At 40.1% G+C, this 26,720-nt stretch carries 24 protein-coding genes and 3 tRNA genes; 6 read left to right on the top strand and 21 right to left on the bottom strand.

What is annotated here, in order from left to right; translation table 11 throughout:
* The 8 genes from GARC_RS16595 to dnaQ all read right to left on the bottom strand — a co-directional run bounded on the left by GARC_RS16595 (window position 1) and on the right by dnaQ (window position 5,958).
* Window positions 1-1,236: a lipoprotein-releasing ABC transporter permease subunit gene (locus GARC_RS16595; protein ID WP_007622282.1), complete on the bottom strand. Its 1,236-nt coding sequence runs from the start codon at window positions 1,234-1,236 to the stop codon at window positions 1-3.
* The gene (gene lolD, locus GARC_RS16590; RefSeq protein WP_007622280.1) at window positions 1,236-1,940 is read right to left on the bottom strand and encodes a lipoprotein-releasing ABC transporter ATP-binding protein LolD; all 705 of its coding nucleotides are present in this window, start codon (window positions 1,938-1,940) and stop codon (window positions 1,236-1,238) included. The genes GARC_RS16595 and lolD overlap by 1 nt, the downstream gene beginning before the upstream one ends.
* A gap of 27 nt (window positions 1,941-1,967) precedes the next feature.
* Complete coding sequence (locus GARC_RS16585) at window positions 1,968-3,029, bottom strand: CNNM domain-containing protein (protein ID WP_007622278.1); 1,062 nt, start codon at window positions 3,027-3,029, stop codon at window positions 1,968-1,970.
* A gap of 156 nt (window positions 3,030-3,185) precedes the next feature.
* Window positions 3,186-3,262, bottom strand: a tRNA-Asp gene (locus GARC_RS16580).
* Between the two features lie 28 nt (window positions 3,263-3,290).
* A tRNA-Asp gene (locus GARC_RS16575) sits at window positions 3,291-3,367 on the bottom strand.
* A 96-nt stretch (window positions 3,368-3,463) separates the two neighbouring features.
* Window positions 3,464-3,540, bottom strand: a tRNA-Asp gene (locus GARC_RS16570).
* A 175-nt stretch (window positions 3,541-3,715) separates the two neighbouring features.
* Window positions 3,716-5,215, bottom strand: coding sequence for a TIGR03503 family protein (locus GARC_RS16565; protein WP_007622276.1), 1,500 nt, complete (start codon window positions 5,213-5,215; stop codon window positions 3,716-3,718).
* A 35-nt stretch (window positions 5,216-5,250) separates the two neighbouring features.
* A complete protein-coding gene (gene dnaQ, locus GARC_RS16560) occupies window positions 5,251-5,958 on the bottom strand; it encodes a DNA polymerase III subunit epsilon (RefSeq protein WP_007622274.1) in 708 nt (235 codons plus the stop codon).
* 140 nt (window positions 5,959-6,098) lie between these two features.
* On the opposite strand from dnaQ, the gene rnhA reads away from it, so the two are divergent.
* Complete coding sequence (gene rnhA, locus GARC_RS16555; RefSeq protein ID WP_007622272.1) at window positions 6,099-6,560, top strand: ribonuclease HI; 462 nt, start codon at window positions 6,099-6,101, stop codon at window positions 6,558-6,560.
* 49 nt (window positions 6,561-6,609) lie between these two features.
* On the opposite strand, the gene GARC_RS16550 is transcribed toward rnhA, so the two are convergent.
* Window positions 6,610-6,963, bottom strand: coding sequence for a VOC family protein (locus GARC_RS16550; protein ID WP_007622270.1), 354 nt, complete (start codon window positions 6,961-6,963; stop codon window positions 6,610-6,612).
* A gap of 85 nt (window positions 6,964-7,048) precedes the next feature.
* On the opposite strand from GARC_RS16550, the gene GARC_RS16545 reads away from it, so the two are divergent.
* Window positions 7,049-7,465, top strand: a complete 417-nt coding sequence (locus GARC_RS16545) for a DoxX family protein (RefSeq protein WP_007622268.1) — start codon at window positions 7,049-7,051, stop codon at window positions 7,463-7,465.
* 113 nt (window positions 7,466-7,578) lie between these two features.
* Here GARC_RS16545 and GARC_RS16540 read toward each other — a convergent pair whose 3' ends face one another.
* The 10 genes from GARC_RS16540 to GARC_RS16495 all read right to left on the bottom strand — a co-directional run bounded on the left by GARC_RS16540 (window position 7,579) and on the right by GARC_RS16495 (window position 19,175).
* Entirely contained in the window at window positions 7,579-8,805 is a 1,227-nt protein-coding gene (locus GARC_RS16540) for an alginate export family protein (RefSeq protein WP_007622266.1), read from the bottom strand.
* Between the two features lie 113 nt (window positions 8,806-8,918).
* The gene (locus GARC_RS16535) at window positions 8,919-9,776 is read right to left on the bottom strand and encodes an ABC transporter ATP-binding protein (RefSeq protein WP_007622265.1); all 858 of its coding nucleotides are present in this window, start codon (window positions 9,774-9,776) and stop codon (window positions 8,919-8,921) included.
* A 50-nt stretch (window positions 9,777-9,826) separates the two neighbouring features.
* Entirely contained in the window at window positions 9,827-10,768 is a 942-nt protein-coding gene (locus GARC_RS16530) for an ABC transporter permease (RefSeq protein ID WP_226989200.1), read from the bottom strand.
* 100 nt (window positions 10,769-10,868) lie between these two features.
* Window positions 10,869-12,272: a CmpA/NrtA family ABC transporter substrate-binding protein gene (locus tag GARC_RS16525; RefSeq protein WP_039989920.1), complete on the bottom strand. Its 1,404-nt coding sequence runs from the start codon at window positions 12,270-12,272 to the stop codon at window positions 10,869-10,871.
* A 416-nt stretch (window positions 12,273-12,688) separates the two neighbouring features.
* The gene (locus GARC_RS16520) at window positions 12,689-14,401 is read right to left on the bottom strand and encodes a bifunctional protein-serine/threonine kinase/phosphatase (protein ID WP_007622262.1); all 1,713 of its coding nucleotides are present in this window, start codon (window positions 14,399-14,401) and stop codon (window positions 12,689-12,691) included.
* A 131-nt stretch (window positions 14,402-14,532) separates the two neighbouring features.
* Window positions 14,533-15,999: a NarK family nitrate/nitrite MFS transporter gene (locus tag GARC_RS16515; RefSeq protein WP_007622261.1), complete on the bottom strand. Its 1,467-nt coding sequence runs from the start codon at window positions 15,997-15,999 to the stop codon at window positions 14,533-14,535.
* A gap of 305 nt (window positions 16,000-16,304) precedes the next feature.
* A complete protein-coding gene (locus tag GARC_RS16510) occupies window positions 16,305-17,414 on the bottom strand; it encodes a CmpA/NrtA family ABC transporter substrate-binding protein (RefSeq protein WP_007622259.1) in 1,110 nt (369 codons plus the stop codon).
* 17 nt (window positions 17,415-17,431) lie between these two features.
* Window positions 17,432-18,049 carry an ANTAR domain-containing response regulator gene (locus GARC_RS16505; RefSeq protein ID WP_226989198.1) on the bottom strand — a complete coding sequence of 206 codons (618 nt, stop codon included), beginning with the start codon at window positions 18,047-18,049 and terminating at the stop codon, window positions 17,432-17,434.
* Window positions 18,050-18,227: 178 nt separating this feature from the next.
* The gene (locus GARC_RS16500; protein WP_039989919.1) at window positions 18,228-18,767 is read right to left on the bottom strand and encodes a DUF6942 family protein; all 540 of its coding nucleotides are present in this window, start codon (window positions 18,765-18,767) and stop codon (window positions 18,228-18,230) included.
* Complete coding sequence (locus tag GARC_RS16495; protein WP_007622256.1) at window positions 18,768-19,175, bottom strand: DUF2750 domain-containing protein; 408 nt, start codon at window positions 19,173-19,175, stop codon at window positions 18,768-18,770.
* Window positions 19,176-19,505: 330 nt separating this feature from the next.
* Here GARC_RS16495 and GARC_RS16490 point away from each other — a divergent pair, with 330 nt between their 5' ends.
* Complete coding sequence (locus GARC_RS16490; RefSeq protein WP_007622255.1) at window positions 19,506-21,209, top strand: M1 family metallopeptidase; 1,704 nt, start codon at window positions 19,506-19,508, stop codon at window positions 21,207-21,209.
* A gap of 58 nt (window positions 21,210-21,267) precedes the next feature.
* On the opposite strand, the gene GARC_RS16485 is transcribed toward GARC_RS16490, so the two are convergent.
* Window positions 21,268-21,810 carry a GNAT family N-acetyltransferase gene (locus GARC_RS16485; protein ID WP_007622254.1) on the bottom strand — a complete coding sequence of 181 codons (543 nt, stop codon included), beginning with the start codon at window positions 21,808-21,810 and terminating at the stop codon, window positions 21,268-21,270.
* 70 nt (window positions 21,811-21,880) lie between these two features.
* Here GARC_RS16485 and GARC_RS16480 point away from each other — a divergent pair, with 70 nt between their 5' ends.
* From GARC_RS16480 to GARC_RS16470, 3 genes are all read left to right on the top strand, one after another.
* Window positions 21,881-22,567 carry a tRNA-uridine aminocarboxypropyltransferase gene (locus tag GARC_RS16480; RefSeq protein ID WP_007622253.1) on the top strand — a complete coding sequence of 229 codons (687 nt, stop codon included), beginning with the start codon at window positions 21,881-21,883 and terminating at the stop codon, window positions 22,565-22,567.
* A gap of 138 nt (window positions 22,568-22,705) precedes the next feature.
* Window positions 22,706-23,995 (top strand): O-acetylhomoserine aminocarboxypropyltransferase/cysteine synthase family protein, encoded by a 1,290-nt coding sequence (locus GARC_RS16475; protein WP_007622252.1) that lies wholly within the window; start codon window positions 22,706-22,708, stop codon window positions 23,993-23,995.
* Window positions 23,996-24,071: 76 nt separating this feature from the next.
* Window positions 24,072-24,767 carry a DUF6058 family natural product biosynthesis protein gene (locus tag GARC_RS16470; protein WP_007622251.1) on the top strand — a complete coding sequence of 232 codons (696 nt, stop codon included), beginning with the start codon at window positions 24,072-24,074 and terminating at the stop codon, window positions 24,765-24,767.
* Window positions 24,768-24,818: 51 nt separating this feature from the next.
* Here GARC_RS16470 and GARC_RS16465 read toward each other — a convergent pair whose 3' ends face one another.
* The gene (locus GARC_RS16465; RefSeq protein WP_007622250.1) at window positions 24,819-26,288 is read right to left on the bottom strand and encodes a DUF3336 domain-containing protein; all 1,470 of its coding nucleotides are present in this window, start codon (window positions 26,286-26,288) and stop codon (window positions 24,819-24,821) included.
* Window positions 26,289-26,720 lie beyond the last annotated feature (432 nt).

Genomic DNA, 26,720 nt, shown 5'->3' with positions numbered 1-26,720 from the left:
TCAGTGTCCCAGCACTTTAGCAGGATTAATTTTTGCTGCTTTTATTGCTGGATAAAGCGTGGCCAAAACACTCAGTATTATAGCGATCAGTGCAGTGATGTAGACTTCATTCCAGTTTAATTCTGAGGGTAAAAAATCAATAAAATAAACATCGCCTGATAAAAATTGCACACCCAATAAATCTTCAATAAAACGCGCTACAGCAGCTAAGTTAGTTGCCATCAAAATACCTAATGTCACCCCGACTATTGTACCAATCAGACCATTAAAGCTACCTTGCAACATAAAAACTAAAATAATCAGGCTATTCTTTGCGCCCATACTTTTAAGCATGGCAATTTCGCTTTGTTTTTCGTTTACTGCCATCACCAATGTAGACACGATATTGAAACATGCCACGGCGATCACCAAACTTAATGCAATATAAACCACTGCCCTTACCAGCTGAATATCTTGATATAAATTACCATCCTTAATAGTCCAATCCGACATATACACTTCAGGTGTCAATTTATATCCAATTTCACGGGTTAATTTAGGGGCGGCAAAAGCATCCCGATACCTTAAACGTATTCCCTGTGCACCATGGTGGATATTTTGTGTCTGCGCGGCTAATGACATATGCATAAAGCCAATATGATTACTCAATTCTCCGCCCATATCTAAACTAGCAATAATATTGAGACGTAATGTTTTTGGCGCACTTAAACTCAAATCTTCTGATAACTGCGGCAATAAAATCTGCACTTTATCACCCACTACCAAGTCCAATTTTTGCATAAGTCCTATGCCTAACATTGTAGCGTTTTCGTCAGTTTGAAATTGTAGCCACTGTTGGCTAGTTACTAAACTGGGGATGACTCCATCAGCGGCGTAAAGAGGTTCTAAAGCGGTCATTTCAACCGCCTTCATTTTATTGCCTTTTTGCAACATACCGGTCGCGTTTACGTAGGGTTCGACGAAAGTGACTTCGGGGTGGAGTTTTAATGCCTCAACTTCTGCGGGCCAGTTTTCAATGCCGCTTGCATACACTGATTTAAACTCAGCATGTGGAATAACAGACAATAAACGGTCTTTTAACTCTTTCTCAAAACCATTCATTACTGATAACAACAAAATCAGCACAAAACAACCTAAGCCAATACCAAATGTCGATGAAGCGGAAATAAACGATATAAAGCCATTTTGGCGTTTGTTGGTGCGAAAACGCCACGCCAATATCCAAGCTAAATGCACTATATTGTACTCGCCAAAGATTGAGGTGTTGCATCAGTTAAACAGCCGTCGACTAAATTCAAAGAGCGATCTAATCTTTTTGCCAATTGAGTATCATGGGTTACAACCACAAAACTGGTATGCATTTGTTCACGTAGATCACTGAGTAACTGATAAATACTTTCACCAGTTTTTTGATCTAAGTTGCCTGTAGGTTCGTCTGCTAATATTAATTTGGGTTGAGTTACCAAGGCTCTGGCAATAGCTACACGTTGTCGCTCACCACCAGATAATTCAGCAGGTTTATGATGGGATCTATGGGACAAACCAACCTTATCTAACATGGCCATGGCCATCTCATTAGCTTGTTTGACTGGCTTTTTTGCAATCAATAACGGCATAGCTACATTTTCTAAAGCACTAAATTCTGGCAATAAATGATGAAATTGATAAACAAACCCAAGGGATTGATTGCGAAATTTTGCTTGTTGGTTACTGTTAAATGCAAATATATCTTGTTGTTCAAAGGATACTTGCCCTGATGTAGGTTTATCTAAAGCCCCTAATAAATGTAATAAGGTACTTTTCCCAGAGCCTGAACTCCCCACAATAGCAACTTGTTCAGCCTTATTAATAGAAAAATTGACGCTTTTGAGCACCTTAACTGTATTTTCTCCATCACTGTATTCTTTAGTTAGATTGGTACATCTAAGTAACTCACTCATAATCCGCTCATTTCCCTAATATGCATGTTAACGGTTTGGTTTTTCATACTTGCGTAAACGTTTCTTTTCCCGTCTTTTAGCCATTATTCGTGCTAGTTTTCGCATGCTGACTACTTGGTCACTTTCATCAATGATATCAATACCAAATAAACTCTCAACTAGATCCTCAACGGTTAACACTCCCTCTAATCCACCATATTCATCTACAATTAGTAACATGTTTCCTCGTTGTGAATGCAAAGGGGCAAATGCCTTGGCTAACGACATACTACTTAAAATGGTCACCATATCCTTTTGGTAAGTCTTCAGCGCTCTGGCAGTATTGCCACGAGCATAGGCCAACAATAAATCTGACTTTAATACATAGCCGCTAATTTTTTCTGGATCGCCATCTTCATAGATAGGGATCCGTGAAAATGACACTTCAGCGTGTTTATCGAGAAATTCCGCAACTGTCATGGTATCAGGTAACGAAAACACCACTGTTCTGTGGGTCATAGCTTGACGTACTTTAAGATGTTTTAAACTGAGTAAGTTCTGCATCACAGTTGCCTCGCGAGCGGCAATTTGGCCTTCCTCAAAAGACAATGCAGTCATCGCGGATAGTTCATCTCTATTTAAACCAATAAGGGGCGATTCGTCATGCATTCTAGATGTCATCTTTTGCGCCATTTGAACTAAGGGCCACAATATAATGATTAAATATTTTAAAAAATAGGCTGTCGCTGGAGCGAGCTTACGCCAATAGGTTGCCCCAAGGGTTTTAGGAATAATTTCTGAGAAAACCAAAATCAATAAAGTTAACACAGCTGAAGCAATACCTAGATAGGCATCACCAAAGACCACAGCGGCCTGAGCCCCAGCACCGGCAGCTCCCATAGTATGGGCAATGGTATTTAAGCTTAAAATAGCGGCAAGGGGGCGGTTAATATCACTGACTTGTTTTTTCAATAACGCCCCAGAAGGATGACCACTTTTCACCAACACAGAAATATACGCCGAGGAAATGCTGAGGATTACCGCTTCTGCTATAGAACAAATAAACGAAAAACCTAAGGCAATAAAAATATAAAGGAACAACAAAAACATAGGAATTAAATCTCAGAGGATGGCGACATGGGTATAGGCATCATATAAATAAGGAACATAGCTATAACACAAGCTTATCAAACCATAAGCAGATAACGTAGTGTTAATAGAATTTAAAAGAGAATTTACCTAAGAAGAGACTAACTAACAATTTAATGGCGGAGTGGACGAGACTCGAACTCGCGACCCCCGGCGTGACAGGCCGGTATTCTAACCAACTGAACTACCACTCCGCATATAAATTGTATTTTGTTTTGATGTTGGCGGAGTGGACGAGACTCGAACTCGCGACCCCCGGCGTGACAGGCCGGTATTCTAACCAACTGAACTACCACTCCAGCCGTAATCAAAACATTTACTTTCAATTTAAGTGAAATAAATCTTGAAGGATTTACGACACACTAAACATTCAGTAAATTAGACAAAATCAAAGTTGGCGGAGTGGACGAGACTCGAACTCGCGACCCCCGGCGTGACAGGCCGGTATTCTAACCAACTGAACTACCACTCCACAATCTTTAATATTATCAAGCAGTTAGATAAGGAATAAAGGATATCCCTCCTCAACCGCGGCGCAGATAATACGGGTTCACCACATACTAGTCAATAGCTTTTTAACACGAAATTCAGTTAAAAGTATCGATTGCTGCAGTATTGAACAATTTGTTGAATATGCAAGCAAAAATTCATTCCTTAGGGATGGTCAAGTCCATAAATTCAGAGTCAGAGTCAGATTCTTTCTTAGGTTTCTTATCCGTGGCCAGTTCTTTAGATTTACGTTTAAAGATTTTTGCAAAAAATCCAACTTTTTCGATATCTTTTTCAGTACCTTTTGCAGCAATTGGCGTTTTAGTTTTTTTCTTTAATTTAAAGTCAGGCTTTTTGTCCAAGGTTAGCCACCAAATCGCGGCACCTCCTACTAGCAAGATAAACAGGTTAATACCCACAATTAATGAAACTAAGGTTGAGGTTGACATTTTTTCTTCTGCCATGGGTATTGTTTGCACAGGCATTGCACTTTTTTCAGTTGTATTATCTATTAGAGTTGCATCGCCCCCAATATCTGCAGGCACAACAACAGGTTCAGGTTCTTCAGTTAGAAAACTGAACTCCGGCACGTCCAAAATAAACTCTCTACCTTCAATAGTGTTTCCATAAGCAGTTAATTTAACGCGATATACACCATATTCGTAATTAACAATTAAGTATTCGCGGACATCTGCTGACATCTCTGTAATAGAGAAATTTTGAATATCGCCATTTGGAAAACGTACTTTTCCATCAATCAATAATGTGGACATATCCACATATTCACGCTGCGCATCGATTGTGAGTTTGTGGTAACCATCACCTCCCCCATCAAGATCGATGTCCACTTTAATGGGATTAGCCAAAAGCATTATATTTGGGTCAACTTGCTCACGGGTAAACATAGGCGTTGAGACTGTAAAGGTAGGGATCCATTCGCCATCGGCTATAGCAAGGTTAAATTGCCCAGTAAATATTCCATCTAAGGGCCTCTCGTCCATACCTTTGCCGTTGTCTTCAAAAAACGCCACAATTTCGGTGTTAGCACCAAAGTTATTAAAATTAGGATTGTTGGTACTAGACAATGAGATGGCCAATTCAACTACATCCCTGAATGCAGTGTAATCAATCGGAATACCATTATTGGTTAGGTAGGCAGTTTGTTTAAGGATTTCACCAGAAAATATAATTTTGGGTAAAGGGTCAGCATGTAATGCTAAATCACTTATCACCATAACTCGGCTTTCAGGTGTAATCTGCCCTACTGCTTGCCAAGGCCCTGGCTTTGGATTTTTAATACTGATCATGTCGTATGTGGCGCTATCAAACCAAAAAACGTTTTCACCATCGGCGCTGGATTGAAATATTTTAGTACCATCAGGGCGCACTAAAACTATCGGAGCAGAACCGAATTTACGGAAAAAAATCATAGTTATCTCGTCTACTTCGTAATCGATTCTAAATCGATTTTGCAGTAACTCGATACCATTTTGATATTCAGTCCCTAATTGTGTAAGGGGCGAGCCTTCACCTTCACTGATATCTTGGTCATTTGAAGACGGTGCGCTGTCTTGCGTACTTTGGGGAATTGCTTGTACTGACAAGCTTATGTATGCAAACAGCCATAAAATAAGAGCTGATACGACCTGTTTTGACATGTTTACTCAACTCACTATTTTATCACTATTTGTCACTATTCACGCCATATACAGGCGCCACCTTTTTCAGCCACTATATCTAAGCGACTTTCATGCTGTTCTAACTCATCGGCCGTTGCCATAACAACCTTTAACGGTTTTCTGTCTGTAGACAGTCGGCGGATAGCTTCTATTTGCACGCCACCTTCGCTGCTAGCCTTACCACTTAAATTCAGGTCAGTTTGGCCACCTGTCATCATTAGATACACATCGGCCAATATCTCGGCATCTAACAACGCGCCGTGTTTCTCTCGATGGGAGTTATCAATGCCATAACGCCTGCACAAAGCATCAAGGTTATTCTTTTGTCCGGGGTGGATCTGTCTTGCCAAATCTAAAGTGTCGAGCACAGTACACATCTTGGCAGACTCTTTAACCGCCAAACCTGACAACCTATTAAACTCATGATCCATAAAACCGATATCAAATGGTGCGTTGTGGATCACCAACTGAGCACCATAAATAAAATCAATGAATTCTTTAGCGATAGTGCTAAATACTGGCTTGTCTGCCAAATATTCATTGGTGATACCATGAACTCCTATCGCTTCTTGTTCGACTAGGCGCTGTGGATTAATGTAAACATGGAAGGTATTCCCCGTAAGTCGACGGTTGATCATTTCCACACACCCTATCTCAATGATGCGGTGTCCCTGTTTAGGATCTAATCCAGTGGTTTCGGTATCTAATATAATTTGGCGCATTTCACACTCTTCATTTCACACTCTTTATATAAGCTATTTTTTATAACTTACTTTTTAGAATTTTGTGGCATTAACAATCTTGGTCATTATACTGCGCTAAATTAAAAATTCCTGACATTTATCCACTAAATTAGGTTCATATGAAACAAGTAGAAATTTATACCGATGGTTCTTGCCTTGGCAACCCTGGTCCAGGTGGTTATGGTGCTGTGATGATTTTTGATAAACATCGCAAAGAACTAAGCCAAGGGTTTAAACATACCACTAACAATAGAATGGAGTTGTTGGCCACTATCGAGGCACTCGCAACTTTAAATGAAGAATGTTCTGTAAATTTAACCACAGATAGCCAGTACGTTAAAAATGGGATCAATCAATGGATTAAAAATTGGCGTAAAAATGGCTGGCGTACTGCAGATAAAAAACCAGTAAAAAATGTCGATTTATGGAAACGTTTAGATGAACAAGTCGCGAAACATAAGGTCAGTTGGTTCTGGGTTAAAGGCCACTCTGGACACCCTGAAAATGAAGCTTGCGATCAGCTTGCTCGACAAGCTGCTGAAGGTAAAAACATGCCAGAAGATAGTGGTTTTTCTGGCTAAGACTTAGCTGTCTCGTGTTTGCTTTAATTAGGTGATAAGTACCTTGCGGCTACTTATCACTCCAGATTGCATATTCGTTTTCGTTTCCGTCACAAAAATGAAACCTATGGCCACCGGGGAATTCAAAAGTGGGAATTTTTATTGTGCCACCTGCCGACTCAATGGCAGCTTGGCTTTTAACTAAATCATCACTGTACAACACTACTAGTACACTGCCTTTATCCACTGACACGCTGTTCTGAGAAACGTACAGCCCACCGTCAATTCCAGCCCCAGTGATTGCGGCATAATCGTCACCGTAGTCGACAAATTCCCAACCAAATACTTTTTTAAAAAAAGCTTTGCTCGAAGCCAAGGCTTTAACTGGGATCTCAATATAGTTAATTTTGTGATGTTGGCTCATAGTATTTTTCTCTTGTTTAAAGCATGATGTTAACAATATATAGATGTAATTTTTTACTAAAATGACTTAAATTTGAGGATAACCAATGCGCATAATTGAAAATACCTGTTTGTTATTAGGCCGACTGTTGATGGGCAGCTACTTTATACTGCCGGGATTACAGAAAATAACCAACTATCAAACAATGACGGGCTATATGCTAGATCATAGTGTACCCGCTACTGCATTTTTATTGCCAATTACTATTATTATCCAAATTGTTGCTGGCCTAGCTATTATTATTGGTTTCAAAGGTAAGTTAGCTGCCTTTATCTTAGCTGGATTGACTTTAGTTATCAGTATTTACATGCATGATTTTTGGAGTTTAGTTGAAGGTATACAACGCACTCACGAAACACAAAACTTTTTTAAAAACATGGGAATTATGGCCGGTCTGCTTGTTGTTTCTAGTTTAGGAACGGGTTGCTTCAGTTTAGATAATCGCAAGCCTAAAACCCCCTAAGACGCTGTTTCTTGTCAATCTAATGAAATATTTTAACAAAGGTCAATTTGCCTAAGTCAAAAAGGGGGCAACATTTTTAATAGTGTTGCCCTTTTTATCATTATTTAATGTACTTAAAACTTAGCACTTACCCAAACCCAAAGTTTATCGGTATCTACATTAATATCACCCGCAGAATAGGCCGCATACTTAATACCAGCGGTATAATGCTTTGCGAATTTTTTCACATAAGATAAGTTAAGTTCACTGCCTAAATCGTCAACTGTGTCATTTGCATCATCAGCATCAAATTTATGATAAACCGCTGTCCATCCGCCGCCCAATGCTTTGCCTGCTAGTGTGACGCTAGTATCAACTAAGCCCTGTGAAGGTGTGCCTAAAAACTGATCTGTCCAACCGTTAAACTTATGGAGTGTGGCCAAAGGTGTAGAAAACCCAAACAAACCATGATCAGAACCCAAGACTTCATAGCCCACCTTGGCCGTGATACCACTTAACACAGCTCCTGCCTCAAGGTTTAAATAATCAGCATCAAAATCCGTCGTGGCTGACTCACTGCTCTGACTAGCATACTCGGCACGATATAAAATTGTAGTTTCGGCTGCTTTTGTACTACCAGCAAAACTAACACCAAAGGTATCTAAGGCATTATCGGTATCATTATCCACTTCAAGTAAATAACCATAACCTGTCACTGTGCCATAAGTAGTTTTATAGGCAGCATTAATAAGATGATCCTTAGCATCTAAATCAGCGTCTTGTGCAAATATACGGTTACGTTGAGTGATATAGGCGTATTGCAATGTTAAATCCTTTACAGGAGCATACTTTGCAGATAACCCATCAAAGGTTTGTCTATCTTGACGCCAACCAACATGACCCACAAACCTATGCCCATCCATAGTGATCACTTGGCGACCTAACTTTGCACTAAAAACATCATTTTTATACTGAATATAACCTTGATCTAATTCAGTGTGTTCAGGATCTGCGATAACCGAATACTCACCAACATTATAACCGCTTGGCCCAACGGTATAGTCACCTTGACCTAATACAATACGAGTGTCTTCCATTTCTATTTTGGCTGAAAACCCTTTGTAGCTAGCTGTGTCATAAGCTAACAAGGTACGCAATGTCAGAGCACTAGCATCTTCTACGGCATTATCTTGTTCAACACTTTCATAACGCAAGTTTAGATTGACGCTTGCCTTGCCTGAAGTTAGGGCTTCACTAAATCCTTCTGCGAATGCCATCTGACTAGTTGCACTACCAATAAGTGCCGTTGCTAGAGCAACACTGATAGCATGTTTGTTCATTTTGGTTTTGATTGTTTTCATGGTTCTCTCTCTAGTTTTAAGCACAGACCCCCCTTATCACAGAATAAATTCTGCAAACAAGTATCTAATTTTATTAAATTTTGGTTTATCAGTTATTGGGAATGATTTTGTGGCTAGGCCACATTTATTTGTGTCGCTCCCGACTTTTGTTCAGATTGCTTTTTACGGTGTTCTTCAACAGATTCAACTTTGCGTTGTTTTTCGTATAAGAACTTCAGCACTTCATGACGATAGTGATTGTATTGAGGGTTATCGGCCAATTCGATACGATTTCTTGGTCTAGCTAACTCTATTGGCAAAATCTCGCCAATAGTCGCCGCAGGGCCGTTGGTCATCATCACAATTCGATCTGAAAGTAGTACAGCTTCATCCACATCATGAGTAATCATAATCACGGTATTACCTAACTTTGCATGGATCTCCATAACAGAGTCCTGCAGATGGGCCCGTGTTAATGCATCCAGCGCCCCAAAAGGTTCATCCATCAGCAAAACTTTTGGTTCCATTGCTAATGCTCTGGCTATACCCACCCGTTGTTTCATACCACCTGAAATTTCTGCGGGTAATTTGTCAGCAGCGTGACTCATATGCACCAATTCAAGATTATGCTCTACCCACTCTTTCATCTCTTTTTTTGAGCGACCGTTTTGAGTTTGTTTAACCGCCAACTCAACGTTTTTATAGGCGCTTAACCAAGGCAATAACGAGTGATTTTGAAATACAACGGCTCGCTCTGGCCCGGGCTCATTGACTTCTTGGTTATCTAAAATCACCCCACCTTTAGTCGCTTTATATAAACCAGCGACAATATTCAAAACCGTCGATTTTCCGCAACCAGAGTGACCGATCAATGAAATAAATTCACCTTTATTGATACGCAAGTTAACGTCTTGCAAAGCGTTAAAAGGGCCCTTAGGTGTGGGGAAATCCATCCCTACTTGTGTCAACTCTAAATGATGTTTGTTACTCATAATCCTATCCTCAAATATACCTTTGGTTACGACCTGCTTAAACAAGTTACTTAACGCAATACCGCACTCTTGTCCCAACTAAACTTTCTCTGTAGCGCTAACATTAACCTGTCTAACGCAAAGCCAATAACACCAATAGTTAAGACTGCCACCATGATACGGGCTAAAGATTCGGAACTGCCGTTTTGAAATTCATCCCAAACAAATTTGCCTAGACCAGGATTCTGCGCGAGCATTTCCGCAGCAATCAGCACCATCCAGCCAATCCCCAGTGACAAACGAAGACCTGTAAATATTGCCGGTATAGAAGAAGGCAATACAATCTTCATCACATGGGACCAGGCATTAAGACGCAGTACTTTACTTACGTTAAGTAAGTCTTTATCGATACTAGACACACCAACAGCAGTATTAATTAAAGTTGGCCACAAACAACACAATGAAACAGTTACGGCTGAGGTAATAAATGATTTAGAAAACATGGGATCGGTGCTCACATACACCGCACTAACCACCATAGTCACTAAAGGCAACCAAGCTAAAGGTGATACTGGCTTGAATAGCTGAATCAAAGGATTAATAGCGGTATAAGCATTTTTACTTAACCCACATAAAATCCCTATTGGAATGGCTAACAATGAAGCCACAATAAATCCCACCATCACGGTGTATAAACTGGTCCAAATTTGCTCAAAGAAAGTCGGCGCACCAGTAAAATTTCTGATTTTAGGCTCGTAACTGGGGTCTTTGGCAACCCGAACAGCATTGCGCTCATCTTGACGTTCATAAAACTTATCAGCTTTATCCATCTGCGCATTGTGTTCCCCTACTAAGACATTCGCTTGCTGCCATACAGCGGCAGGCCCTGGGAAACTGCCTAAAGAAGTATCAATATTCTTTGCCATTAAGCTCCATAACCCAAGGAACACCACTATTCCTACAATAGGTAGGGCTGTAGCACTCAAAAATTGATTAAGAGTTGGCCAGTTCATCTGTCTAACTTGGTTAAAAATCATAGGAACCGCTTGTTGTTTGCTCATTTGAAACACTCCACGCTAGATGGGGTATAACCCCATCTGCTCACATAGGTAATTAGATTTTGCTGTCATTCTTAAGACCAATAGCAAACTTTTCTAAATAGGCATTAGGTTGGCTACCGTCATACACAATATTGTCTATAAAGTGTGTCTGACTAGGTTTGAAACCGGTTTCTGTTGCAAACTCAGGGAAATCAACCGCCTTAGCTTTGCCCTCTGCGATTAAAGCCCTAGCAGCTTCAGCATAAATATCAGGACGGTAAACTTGTTTAGCTATATCTTTATACCAAGAATCGGCTTTAGGCTCCGAGATCTGCCCCCAACGGCGCATTTGAGTCAAGTACCAAATAGCATCGCTATAAAAGGGATAAGTCGCGTTGTAACGAAAAAACACATTGAAGTCAGGCACAGCACGTTTGTCACCTTTCTCGTACTCAAAGGTCCCCGTCATACTGTTAGCGATCACATCGTAATCCGCACCAACATATTGACTTTTAGCTAGGATTTTCACTGCTTCTGGACGGTTAGCATTATTGTTTTCATCTAACCACATAGCAGCTCTGATCATCGCTTTCACCACACGAATATGTGTATTAGGATTTTGTTCAGCCCACCCCTTGCTTACACCAAACACTTTTTCAGGGTTATCTTTCCAAATTTCGTAATCTGTTACGACTGGCACACCAATACCTTTAAATACAGCTTGCTGGTTCCAAGGCTCACCTACGCAATAACCGTTAATCGTGCCTGCTTCCATAGTGGATGGCATTTGTGGTGGAGGTGTAACAGATAACAAGGCATCTGCGTCAATTTGGCCACTAGTATCACCTTTATGCGGCGCATAAAAGCCCGGATGAATACCACCGGCAGCTAACCAATAACGTAATTCATAGTTGTGGGTAGACACAGGGAATACCATACCCATTTTGAAAGCCTTCCCTTTACTTTTGAAATCGTCTACTACGGGCTTAAGTGAATCTGCTGAGATTGGGTGAACAGGCTTTCCTCCTTCGTGAGGAACATGCTTTTTCATTTCTTTCCAAATGTCATTGGAAACAGTGATCGCATTGCCGTTTAAGTCCATGCTAAAGGCTGTAATGATATCTGCTTTAGTACCGTAACCTATGGTTGCACCTAAAGGTTGACCAGCCAACATATGAGCGCCATCTAGCTGCCCATCAATTACCCTATCGAGCAATACTTTCCAGTTAGCTTGTGCTTCAAGGGTCACATAAAGGCCCTCATCTTCGAAATAGCCTTTTTCATAAGCGACTGCAAGTGGTGCCATATCAGTTAATTTAATAAAACCAAATTTCAATTCTTCTTTTTCGGCATAACCTAACTCTTTGGCTGATACGCCTGAAGTTATTACAGCCCCCGTCACCACTGTTGATATCACGCCCATACGGAGTGATTTAACAGCAAGCTTCAACGAACTTAGTAACTTTATATTAATCATTTCCTACTCCGATTTTTTCCAAAAAAAAACCCGCAAAGATTCCAGGACACGGAAAATCTTTGCGGGCTGCATTGCCTCACTGCCATCTCACAACACTGTGAAAATACCAGTTCGAAATAAATTTTAGAGCGCTTAACGCTTTCTAGTTATAAAACAACGATCATTCTTTAAATTAGTATGAAACATGTTCAAATATTACTTTGCATCTATAGTGCCAACTTTTATATTCAACAATATCAGTAACTTAAGTTTAAATTGTTTTTTGATTGGTTATTGGGATTTATCAAAATGGTGCATAATGCACAATGCTTGTGCTGATATGTACTATTACTACTATGGTGAGCAAGGCTATTAACTGCACGTGTTATTAATAATATGCCGGAAGCCATTCGATTACAGTTCATATATATCAAGCCTTAAACTATAAACAATAAACTTACTATCACTAACATCTGAATCACACATACTCCTTTATAAAACAACAAAGGATCACGTTCTAGCAAGGGTTGATTTTCTATAGCCTTGAGCATACTTTTGTTAGGTTTAGACATATCAACCAACAACTCAGAAAAGGCTTGGTATCTTTGCTTTGGATTGGGTTGTAAGGCTTTACGTAACGTCAGATCAACCCATTGCGGTAAGTCCGTACGATATTTACTGATGGCCTGATATTCCCACTCGGTATAAGATGCAGGTATGTAGTCTTGATATTTAAAAGCTTTAAAAGGCAACTTGCCACATAACATTTCGTAAATAACTACAGCCAATGAAAACATATCACTTTGGTGATCACTTTTTTGCGTGAGCAGATATTCAGGGGCAATGTAATCTACCGAGCCAACGGCGATTTGTTCTTCAGGTAATGAGTTTGTTTCGGCCAATGCATTGACCAATACCGTACCAAAATCGATGAGTTTCACTTCACCTTGGTGGGTGATCATCACATTTTCTGGTTTAACATCCCTATGAACCATATCTTTACGTTGCAACACCCGTAAAGCAGTAATGAGTTGGCTAATAATGTTACGTACTTGTTCAAGATTCGGCTGTGGATTATCCAGCATCCATTGGCGCAATGTTTGCCCCTCGATATACTCACAAATGTGGTACATAAACTTAGCATCTTCACTACGTTTAAATATGCCCATCACATTGTGATGTTTAATGTGCTGGCCTACCCACTCTTCCCGTAAAAAACCACTTAGATATACAGGATCATCGGCAAAATACTGAGACGGCGTTTTCAAACCGTATACTTTGTTATCTTTCTCGTTTATGACCTTGTATAAACTGCTGCGCGTGCCATTAAACACTGTCTGCAGCACCCTATAGCCTTCTAATTTCATGCCCACTTCTAAAGCCGGTGGCATAGCCAATCGGTTAATCTGTCGATAATGTTCGTCTAAACTAGCATCGGCCAATGCTTTCACTCTGACTAACAAACAGGTTAAGTTATCGTCACTGCCCGCTTTTAGTGCTGCATCGACAATATTCTTAGAAATGCTCTCTAAGCTACCTACCTCAATACTCAGTAGTTTTTGCAATACTTTAGTGGATAAAAATTCATGTACACCGTCAGAGGTAAAAATATACAAGTCACCCACTTGTAGCTCAACAGTGCCGAAGTCCACATCTAGATGTGACTCTATGCCGATAGCGCGAGTTAGCACATTTCTGCCGCCTTGACGGGAAACATGCTCAGTCGTCAGTTGTTCGAACTCGCCATTTTGCAAGCGACTAATACGGCTATCACCGCAGTGTAAAATAAAGCCTGTTGTTGACTTAAACACCATACCACTAAAAGTGGTCACCATTTGGCTATGCCCACCTTGTTCATAGTCATGTTGACCGTGGCACCATCGATTTAAACCACGTAACACTTGACCGGTTGCACGTTTGACTGTCCAGGTTGCTGGAGTTTGATAATAGTCCTGAATAAAGTTCGTAACACAGGTGATAGCTGCTTCTCGAGCACGGGTACAAACACTCACACCATCGGCAATGGCGGCAGCACCACCTTGCGACACTGAGCGGTTGTCAGAAGGTAAATAAGCGGCAAATGCATCTTGATTCTCAGACTTAAGACCCTGACTAGAAAAACCACCAAATGTTAGTTCTAACTTTTCCACTTTGACTCACTTTGTTGCAGCAAACTAAAAATGATTATCCAATAAAAAAGGATAACAGGTTGATTGTTATCCTTTTCATCCTGTAGATTTATTGTCAAATACGGCGTTGGTAACGCACTCTAGATAACCCGCTAGGTTACCTCTATTAATTCAACACTACCGTCCTCACGCACTTCAGTCATAGTGCCTTTAGGCTCTTGCATAAAGAGCAAAGTGACAAAGCCTAATACAGCGGTGCAAGCTATGACTAAAAAGAAAGTAGAGGTATCAACCAATGAATACACAGTCAAATACACCACTGCCCCAACGTTGCCATAAGCACCTGTCATACCAGCGATTTGACCGGTTAATCGACGCTTAATTAAGGGGACTGCAGCAAATACTGCGCCTTCACCAGACTGCACAAAGAACGAACAAGCCATCACTGCCACAACGGCTAACCAAATCGGCCAAGCTGCATCAATTAGACTCAAACACCAATACCCTAAGGCAAGTCCTGCTGTCAAAATGAGCAAAGTTTTTTTACGGCCAAATTTGTCTGATAACCAGCCGCCACCAGGGCGAGACATTAAATTCATAAAGGCATACATGCCAGCCAACATACCTGCAGTGGCCATACTAAGTTCAAATGTTTCAGCGAAAAATGCGGGTAACATAGACACTACGGCTAATTCAGAGCCAAAAGTAGCAAAATACAATATATTCAATACTGCCACTTGCTTAAACTCATAACGGTGTGCTTCAGGTACAGGGTTCACAAAAATATCTTTATTTACTTTATAAGTCGCATAGCAGTCATAGACATATAACAACGCCAACCCTAAATACATCACTAAAGCCACAGTTTCACTTAACAATGACACACCTTGTGGCGATAACTTCCAATTAAGTAAAGCGAGAGCCAAATACATAGGCGTTTTCATTATCAACAAAAAGTAAAAATCTTTAACACTGGTGACTTCTAAGCCACCTAAATTTTTAGGACGAAAATAAGTCGAACCTTTAGGGGTGTCATTAGTGTTTTTATAATATACAACCGAAAACAACAAACTCATAAGACCGGTAATCGCCACAGCATACCGCCACCCATCTTCACCACCAAATAACAAGGCTAACGTAGGCAAAGTAAAGGCGGCAGCGGCCGATCCGAAGTTACCCCAACCACCATATACGCCTTCGGCTGTGCCGAGTTCTTTTGGTGGAAACCATTCGCTAACCATTCGAATACCGACAACAAAACCCGCACCGATACAACCTAATGCAAACCGGGCAATCACTAACTGAGTAAAACTATCCGCTAAAGCAAAGGCAAAACAAGGAATAGAACAAATAGCTAACAAACTTGAATACACTAAACGAGGACCAAACTTATCAGTCAGCGCACCAATAATGACCCTAGCTGGAATAGTCAATGCCACATTGATGATCAATAACGTTTTCCATTCGCTTAATGTAAGACCTACACCATCGACTATTGCACCTTTAAGTGGCGCCATGTTAAACCACACCATAAAAGTGATAAAAAATGCCATCCATGACAAATGTAGGGTTTTCATTTTGCCGGTGAAGGACAACAAGTTAAATTTATCAACACTCATTTGTAATACTCAGTAAAGGAAAAATTGTTAAAAAAAAACCCATAATGACTGAGGACACTCAGTCATTATGGGCTACATTGCCGCGCTGCTATAATTAATCGCAGCAATAGTTTTTAAACTTTTTATTTAGGTTAACCCAAAATATGCGTTTGGATTAGGTTTCACTATTTGATAGAAAGCAGAAACAATGCCAAAAATAATAATGCTATAATTCAACAAGTTAAAAAAGAAAGATACTAAAAACATCTCACTCACACACCAACAAAGTGCGTGTCGCACCAGACTGGTGCCGCCTCAGAACTTTATCAACCCGAGCGACGAAAGAATTGCACAGCTTGGTCTTCGAGCTTAAGGCGCATTTGTTGATAGATATCTGGCCTGAATACTTCTCTGACTATATCTGCAGGCACATCAATATTTTTTAGCTGTCCTGCTTTGGCCATTTGGCTGATTAACCATTCTCCTCGAATATACTCAGGCACATTAATTGAGCCATTATTAGATTTGGAAAACTGATTATATGAAGGAATAGCACGAGGTGGCAACGAGATATGAGTTAAACAACTGCCAATTAGTGATGGTGCAATCACATCAACAGAAGCGTCCAAATACTGATCTGAACTTAAGAGACGTGCAGCCTCAAATCGATTAGGAATATTTTCCAACCAGATACAAGCTTGTTTTAATGCAGCCGTTAATGCTAATACAGTGTTCGGATTAGCCTGCTGAAAACTAGCTAGCAGTCCCAATACTTTTTCAGGACTATCTTGCCATATATCAAATGATGTTAATGCGGTTAATCCAATACCCGCTCTGACCGCTTTGGCGTTCCAAGGTCCACCGACACAACAACCATCAATTTCACCACTTTGTAAGAAGGCCACCATATTTACAGGAGGCACAACCACAATGTCCAAGTCTTCTTCAGAAATATTAGCCGAAGCCAACCAATCTCTAACCTGATAATAATGACAGCTATATGGAAACACAGTGGCAAATTTCAATTTCGGGCGGTTTTGCATCTTTCGTACACTAATAACTTTTTGCAATAAATAGGCAGCCAGAGGCAAAGTCACATGAGCAATGTTATTTTCTTGCAAGATTTCTTGATGTAACTTTTCTGACAAAGTGATGGCGTTACCATTTAGGCTAAGCACCAAAGGAGTAATAACTTTAACTTTGGGACAGCCTAAACCTAATGTGCTGGCTATCGGCATAGGAGCTAACATTTGTGTAGCGTCTAACAATCCAGCGTGTAATTTATCCCTTAAGGTTGCCCATGAGTTCTGTTTCTGTAAGCTAACATTTAGTCCCCACTGGCTAAAAAAACCTAATTCTTTGGCCACAATTAATGGTGCCGAATCAGTTAGTGGTATAAACCCTAGGGTTAAATCTGTTTGTTCAGGCTCAATCATACTTTTGACCTAATACCTTAAATAGTGTTGAGTAAAGAGATAAGTGTTTTTGCTACATCGTCTAACTTTTGCCCTGTATTCATGGCGGTATTACGCATAGCCTTAAAAGCATCGTCTTCCGATAGGTTCTTTTTTTTCATTAACAGTCGTTTAGCTTGATCAATCAGATTACGGGAAACTAATTGCTGCTTAGTATCACTTAACTCTTCTTTTAGTTTTTGAAATTCGCGGAAACGTGCAACGGCAGCATCCAATATTGGTTTAACTCGCTCGGTTTGCAAATCACCCACTACATAGGCACTGACCCCAGACTCAATATACTGATTGATAGTGTCGGTATCCCCTTCACCAGAAAACATCACCACTGGTTTAGGATTGTAGTGAGAAATGGTACCTAAACTTTCTAACATGTCTCGACTCGGAGATTCAATATCAATCACAATAATATCTGGCTGAATTTGATCAACTTGCTTTAGCAATGACATGTCAGGATTAGCTAAGTGACTTATTTTGTATCGAGAGTTATTTAAAGCTGAGGTTAAAGACTCCGCTCTTTGGCGATTTTCATCAATCAACAAAATACGCAATTCTGGTGTCGCGTTTATTTGTTTTGTAGATAAAGCGGTATGTTGCAAACTTTCTTTCCAAACCATAATCAAGAACTGTTATGACAAAGCTTTAGCAAGCCACAAGCCAAATTTAATACCCATATATATCAACTAGTTAAATATATTCATAAAATTTGGATGTGTTTAACTAAGCCAAACAAGTGCAAACGCACTAAGTTGGTGCTTTTTTAATATTGATATTTTCTTAGCGGATTTGTTTTATCAATTCTACAAGGCGTATTATTTTAATATTCGATAACTGGCGATAGTCAAAATAAGGGCAGACCAATATCTTGTTTTCCATATCTAAAGCAAACTCATGATCTAGCCATTTTAATGAATGACTTAAATTGAGTGATTTAGCATAGGTTCTTCCCATGACAATGTGAACAACATGGCGGTCTTTATCTTTAACCTTAGAAATTGCTGGGGGCGAAAATAGTAAACTGGTGTTGGAAGAATGTTGCAATAAAACATGGTCACGAAACTTTTGCCAACTTAGTGTTTCTTGCAAAGGCACTATGGATTCAGCATTTAGAGCAAATACTAGTTTGGCATAGACGTTAAACACCTTGCGCCAACCGTTTCCACAAGCTTGACCTATTGCATGTATTTCCCCTGATGACAGAGGGTTAACCGAGGAGTCTAGACTAGAATAGTTAGAAAAATCAGGCCTATTGGCGATATACACCTTGAATTGGGCGAGAGGATCACCCAATCCAAATTCATTAATACTGAGCGGCATCTAATTAGGATCGTTTGCCGCAAGCTTTTTTAAATCATCTTCAATACAATCGATCATTTCTTGGGCCTCAAGCATGATCCCTTCTTCGTCATCACCTAATGGGAAAACTAATACTAGAGTATTGTTGTTTTTCATTCCCGGAAGCCATGTGTCTAACCATTCCACAAAATCAATTTGTTTTGGTTCGCAATTAGGAAATTCATCCTTTACCCAAGCCTCGGCAAATTCTTTATGAGGCCAAATGGGGATACAAGCATCTTCATCCGCCTTAAGCATCACCCAACCATTTTCACCATACAATCCCCATAAGTTTTGTTTTTCTATCATTTGAGTTAATGCATATTCGAAGCGAAGTTCGGGTAACATTTTACTCAACTCAAGAAAATCCTTCGAAGAAATTTCACTCATATCAGTATCCTAATTTTCTTTTTTCTGTACTTTTACAATTCTACAAGCAATTCTAATGCCCTAAGTTTAATTAATCGGCATTTGCCAAGCTTATTTACATTCAAATAAACCTAAAAAATCAAGGCTAGCCAAAAATAGCGGCACAGGGTACATCAAGTCGCGCCCAAGCACCAAAGGGTAAAAGTAGATTTATCAGCTAGCACTCACATAAATAATGGTATTGACTAGAAATATAACCAAACTTTAATTAGGTAAGTTTTATTAGTTATGGTGCTTGTGATTAAGTCGTGTAAAAATATCCATAATTAGAAAATAAGTAGAACAATTTATATGTCATTCAAACTAAAGCTAGTAAAAAAAATATCAACCATTGGCGGTTTAGTAGCATTAACAGCCTGTACAAGCATTGCTCCGCTGGACCCTATTATTGGTGATACAGGAAAACCTTTTTCAGAAATTGCCAATAGCACAGACGTCATCAGTTATGGTCTAGATTTAGAAATATTCCCAAAAAGCAAAAGCATTGCGGGAGTCGGATATAGTCAGTTTTTAATCACCCAGAACACATCCCAAGTAGAGTTAAAACTAGATAGTCGTTTTGATGTAACTAAGATTTTGGTCGATGAAAAGCCCACTACTTATCAACGAGTTGGCGGTATTATCACTATTGATTTAGGTGAAACTAAAACAATAGGTGCCGCAGTCAAGGTTGCGGTGCATTATTCAGGAAAACCACATATTGCCCTAAACGCTCCTTGGTCTGGCGGTTTTGTTTGGAGCGAAACAGAAAATGGCACACCTTGGATTGCCACAGCGGTGCAAGGTGAGGGATGTGATCTTTTTTGGCCATGTAAAGACCATTTTGCGGATAAAGCAGACAGCATGCAGATATCCTTAACTGTGCCTAAAACCGTTAGCGCGGTGACCAATGGAATATTAGAATCGGTAAACGATATTGGAGACGATAAACACCAATTTAATTGGAAATTATCAGTCCCCGCCAGTGATTACAACATTGCCCTTAATATTGGGCCATTTACGCGAATTCAGCAGTCCTATACCAGCGTAAACGGTGCATCGGTGCCTATTGAGTTCTGGGCACTTAATAAAAACACTGATAAAGCACAAGCTTTAATAAATGACGATTTATTACAACAAATTAGTTTTTTTGAAGAGTTTCTTGGCCCTTACCCTTGGGGTGGTCAAAAGTTGGGTTTTGTCGAAACGCCTCATCTAGGTATGGAACATCAAACTATCAACGCTTATGGTAAAAAGTACCTGAGGGACAAAAATGGCTTTGATTGGTTATTACACCATGAACTTACTCACGAATGGTTTGGCAATCTAATTACCCACGAAAAACTTAACGATGCATGGTTACACGAAGGTTTTGGCCTTTATATGCAGCCAATTTACAGCCTATACAAATTTGGTGAAGCGGCTTATACCCACACTATGTATGAGTCCTACTTAGGGTTGGTTAATTGCCATCCTGTGGTAATGGAAGGAGTTATAACCTCAGACCAAGCCTTTAATTCTGATATTTACGGTAAAGGAGGCTGGACTTTACATACACTCAGATGGCTAATAGGAGACGAGCTTTTTTGGCAAGCTACCCGGGAACTGTTGTATGCCACAGTTGATACGCAAAACCTACCCTACCCTATTGCTCCCAGATATAGGAATACTCAAGATTTTATCGATATTGTTAATAAACTTACAGGCGAAGATTACACTTGGCTATTTGATGTCTATTTAAAACAAGCCGCTTTACCAGAATTGCAGCAGATACGAACAGACAACAAGTTAGTACTTAAATGGCAAACACCTGCCAATCTAGTTTTCCCGATGCCAATACCTATCTCGATAAATGGCAAAACAGCCATCTACACCACTATAGATGACCAAATAACCTTGGATGTGGATCAACAAGACCACGTCATTATTGACCCACAGATGAAGGTATTGCGTTATTTGCCTATCATAGGTTTATGTGAAGAAAATCAAGCTAAGCGCGATAAAAAACGTAAATAAGTTAGCCTTAACCTGAGGTGGCTACAGACTATCTGCATCAAGGTAACCCGAATTCGGGTTACCTTTTTTTATATTCACTTGCTAACATTGAGTAAACCGCATGATCAACATACTGATCATATAACCACTCACATTGACGTAAGGTGGCTTCATAGGTGAAACCCAAACGTTCTGGTATAGCTCTGCTCAAATGATTTTCTTTAGCGCAGCGTATTTCGATTTTGTTGAGGCGGTTTTCAACAAAGCCATATTCCAGCAATTTTTGTACAACTTTAGTCATCAAACCTTTACCAGTACAAGAAGCACAAAGCCAATAACCAATCGCCCCCCATTTATGTTGATAATCATAATGATTAAACCCCGCTATACCCACTAAATCGCCGCGATACAAAATGGCAAAAGTGGTGGCCTCATTATTATTGTGTTGATGAACCGCCGTGTCGATAAATGTTTGTGTATCTTCAAAAGTTTCCACTAAATCTAACCAGGCTAACCATTTTTTTAAATGGGATCTGTTGTTATTAGTTAAATTAAATAAACGCGCGGCGAATATGGGTACTAGGAGCTCAATGTGAATGTCGTTATCAACCTGAATTTTCATACTTTGACTATTTTAAATCTCTAAAAAAAGCGATGATATTACAAGAATAGCTATTTACTCACGGATTATTTTGCCTCATATCAATTCAGTACAAATTTTGCGCAAGCAGCAGCTAGCGCTATCGACAAAAGAATTTAGGGCTAGAGGTTATAAAGTTAAGCGTTGCGAGCATTGTTTAATACCAGAAAAAAAATGTATTTGTGCTCAGCGTCCAACCATTACCAGCCACAGCGCTTTTTGTTTGGTGATGTATAAAAATGAATATTACAAACCCACCAATACCGGCAAACTTATAGCAGATGTTATAGCAGACAATTATGCATTTAGATGGGACAGAGTCGCCCCAGATCCGGCATTACTCGCGTTATTAAAAAATCCAAAATACGCGCCTATTTTAGTATTTCCACAGCAATATGCCGAGGCAGACAGATGTATCAACTCTCCTAAAGATTTAGTCGCTATCGAACAAGGTAAAACACCACTATTTGTGATGTTAGATGGCACATGGCGTGAAGCCAGCAAAATGTTTAAAAGTCCCTGCTTTGTTACTTTACCTGTATTGGGTATTCAGCCTGAAAAAGCCTCTACTTACCAGCTTCGTGAAGCAGCACACATCCATCAACTGTGTACCGCAGAAGTCGCTATTGAGGTGTTAAAAATGGCAGAGGATAAACATGCAGCCGACGCTCTAGGAGAATACTTTCATCAATTCAAAAAGGCCTATATTGCAGGTAAGGCACACTTGACCCTTATTTAAGCTTAATTATATTATTAGACATATACCTTATTCCAAATAAGACCAATAAATTTAAACACTTATGTTTGAACTCACCAGAGACAAAGGGCTATGGTTGATGTATTAAAAAAAATCCAATCAACAAGGAACAGACTCGACATGAAACTAGAATCCTTAGCTTTACACCATGGTTACACTTCAGAAGAAACCACCAAAGCCGCGGCGGTACCGATTTACCAAACTACGTCTTATACCTTTGACAACACTCAACATGGTGCAGATCTATTCGATCTAAAAGTACCCGGGAATATCTACACGCGGATCATGAACCCAACCACAGCCGTGCTTGAAGAACGCATTGCCGCTATGGAAGGTGGGATAGCTGCGTTAGCCGTTGCATCGGGTATGGCGGCGATCACTTACGCGATTCAGTGTATTTGTTCCGTAGGAGACAATATTGTCAGCACCAGTCAGCTATATGGTGGGACTTACAATTTATTCGCTCATGCGCTACCGAATCAAGGTATAGAAGCACGCATGATTGCCGGTGACGACTATGCCGCCTTTGAAGCCGCCATTGATAAAAATACCAAAGCTATTTTCTGTGAGTCTATTGGTAACCCTGCTGGCAATGTTGTGGATTTACAAAAACTTGCTGAAATCGGCGCCAAGCACGGTGTACCTCTGATTGTTGATAACACAGTTGCCACCCCATTTTTATGTCGTCCATTCGAACATGGCGCAGCCATCGTTATTCATTCATTAACCAAATACATTGGCGGTCATGGCACCTCTATTGGCGGCATAATTGTAGACTCAGGTAAATTTGATTGGGTGGCTAACAAAGAACGTTTCCCGGTTTTAAACCAACCTGATCCGTCGTATCACGGCGTGGTCTACACTGAGGCACTTGGTGCTGCAGCTTATATAGGTCGTTGTCGCGTGGCACCGCTACGTAACACTGGCGCAGCTATTTCGCCAACTAACTCATTCAATATTTTGATGGGCCTTGAGACATTGGGCTTACGTATGGAACGCCATTGTGAAAATGCTGAAAAACTAGCGGCGTATTTAACGGCTCACCCTAAAGTAAGTTGGGTTAATTATGCAGCCCTACCAGACAGCCCCTACCAAGCCACTTGCCAAAAGATCACTGCTGGCAAAGCATCGGGTATTTTAAGTTTTGGTATAAAAACTAGCGCCGAATCGTCAAGTAAAGTGGCTGGCGGTCAGTTTATCGATGCCTTACAAATGATCTTAAGACTGGTCAACATAGGCGACGCTAAATCCCTAGCCTGTCATCCTGCATCAACTACCCACAGGCAACTCAACCCAGAAGAACTAGCCAAAGCGGGTGTCAGCGAAGACCTAGTTAGAATATCAGTGGGTATCGAAAATATTGACGATATCATTGCCGATGTCAGTCAGGCGCTTGATGCGGTAAAATAACAATCAAAACGTTGATATAAAAACTGGGGCATATTGCCCCAGTTATCAATGAAATAATTAGATAACAATTTTCTCTATGAACGACCTACAAAATTACCTAGATCATCATTATCAGACCTCAGAACTATTTGCTAACACCTGCGCTATTTCACCAGAAGAATTAGATATTCTGTTAAGCCAGCAGCTGATACCTGCGCCTTCTTACAATGTCATAAGCGATAAAAAGTGTATTTCACAAGCCTTCGGTGAATTAAACTCAACTGGGCTTAGAATTGAAAAGTACTTCCATCCCGGCAATAAATTCTGGGTAACTCTTGCAGTAGAAACCAAAACTAAAGTTGGTTCGGTACAAGCACATGCTGATCTTAAAGAACGATTTAAGCAAAATTTTGCTGCGGAGCTGAAGATCCTCAATTGCAAAATATTTCCTTTGCAAGACAGCTTTACAGAAAATGGCAGTATCATTTCAGATTGCTTAGGAGCGCGAACCGACGTAGCTTGGGATTACTTTCTCAAAGGTGTATTTAGTTTATGTGTTGCAGACCCATCATCAGTGCAATCAATAGCCACCAAAGAAGTGCTACAGGAGGCATTGATTACGCTAACTCAAAACGGGGTAAAAACGGACTTCAACATGGAAGAAAAAAATCATATTTTAAATCTCATTGACCAATACGAACAGGCTGCCATGCCCTTCTCACCCGTAGAATATCCAACTAGTAGTCGAAAGCGGTTAGTTGAGGATTTGCGAGCTAAATTAATTACCGATTAACCTCTGCCTAATATAAAAGCCTAATATCTGACGGCAAATTCTAATCCGAAATCAACGGCGTTTCTTATACAAGCGTTTAATATTGTGGTCACTATGGTGATCCAATATTTCATCTAATTTAAGGCCAATTTTGGAGCAAATTTTAATCTGTTCCAATTGCGGCCAAGTGGACCGTTCGCCTTCAATAACCAATTCCTGTATTTCAGTAGAGGTGAGTTGTCCCAACAGTTTTTGAGGATCAACAAAATTGAAATTGGGTGCAATATTCACATCACCTTTGTAATCTTGCGCCATAACCGAATAGAACATATTCATGGCTTTACCCACTTCTGGTATTTTACGTAAATAACGGCGGCTAAATTTTTCTCCACTTTTTAAGATTTCATGAGTGGATAATCGGAACACTTTTTTTGCCCCTTCAGACACAGGCATATACTGTTCGCCCTTCATAATGGCCAGCGCTAAGGGATTGGCTTGACTGACAATATAATGATTAACCCCATAAAGTCTGGCAAGTCTTTTAGCGGGTAAATCGTCGGTAACAGCACCGTCAACCCAGCGACGGTCGGGTAAATGCGGTTGCGCCTCACCATATACATTTTTCGCCATCAACATAACAGGCGGGTAAACACCAGGCACAGCACAAGACGCCATAACTGCCGTTCGTATATAAACATTAGGCGAAGTGATGGCATTCATTAACCTAGAAGACTGGTGCTCTTCAAAAGGTGCAATAGTGATACTAATCATTCGTCCTGTTTTTTCGTAAGCCTCCTGAAAAGTCATATCAGGTAGAATGGCTTCCAACATTGCTTTTAATGATGTTGAGTCTGATTGTTTGCGAATAAGGCTTTTAGGACGGTTATCAATTTGTGACTGCTGCGGATCTAGCTCTTTATCGCCATATAAAACCGAGGGTAATTCATCTTCAGTATAGGTACCAAGAATGGCAGCAGAAACCGCCCCCGCACTTGAACCGGAAATAACAGTAGGTAACACTTTATGTTCAAATAAAGTTTTGATGACACCTCGATGAAAATGTCCAAGAGATCCAGCGCCACTCAACATCAAAGCCGAACGCCCAAAACAGTGGCTGGCACGTTCAAAAAAATCAAGCTTATCTTCTTTGGTGATTTCACTCGAATCAGGAATACTAGATATATGTTCCAGTGCACTCACTATTTCATCAACGTATTCTTCAATTAACAGTTTGGTTCCAAATTTTGCCTTGTTATAAAGGATAGATTTACCCATGCCTCCTTGATTACCATGGATCCCCTCATTGAGCGCAAACAAAAGTCCAATGTCGTCTTGCTGACGTCTGAACTCTTTAAGTGCGTCTATTCGGGTACGAATATTCACATAATCGTAACTCTTCGACTCTTCTTTGCTCTTCCACGCTTCGAAACCAGATTTCGTATCATGCTCAAGAGCAGCATTTTTCCAATCAGCATAACAGTCGGCTCGGCGCATTTCACGCTCCAAACGGGTAAGAGAAAAACCAGAAGTGATGGACAACATAGAGGCAAATTTCCATAATAATAGAAAGGTTATTGCGCCATTATAATCAAAAAAACAAGGTAAACCATCAAGATGGCTGATATAAGCCTAATAGCTAAAATGAGTGGGGATAGTAGTTTGCTTGAAATAGCAGAATTACAACTATTATAGAGGAAAAATTCAATTAATTAACGACTTACAAAGTTCTCTTGGAAATTAAGATATGACATAAGCAATCTACTATTTATTTTTGCCGTTTGAATATATAAAACGAGTAAAAATCGGTGACAAGTAAATAGACACTAGCGAAACATCAAAGACCAAAGCTACTCACCACAGAACTCCACGTCATTACGCGAAGGCGGGAATGACGTGTAATAGCTTGTAAATCCTCACAGTCTGCAATCTGCTATAGCCGCTAAGTCGGCGAGCGAACCATGTATGATCGCTATT

The organism is Paraglaciecola arctica BSs20135 (genome assembly GCF_000314995.1).
Taxonomy (GTDB): domain Bacteria; phylum Pseudomonadota; class Gammaproteobacteria; order Enterobacterales; family Alteromonadaceae; genus Paraglaciecola; species Paraglaciecola arctica.
The sequence above is the reverse complement of the archived record's forward strand: the minus strand, read 5'-3'. Positions and strand labels throughout refer to the sequence as shown.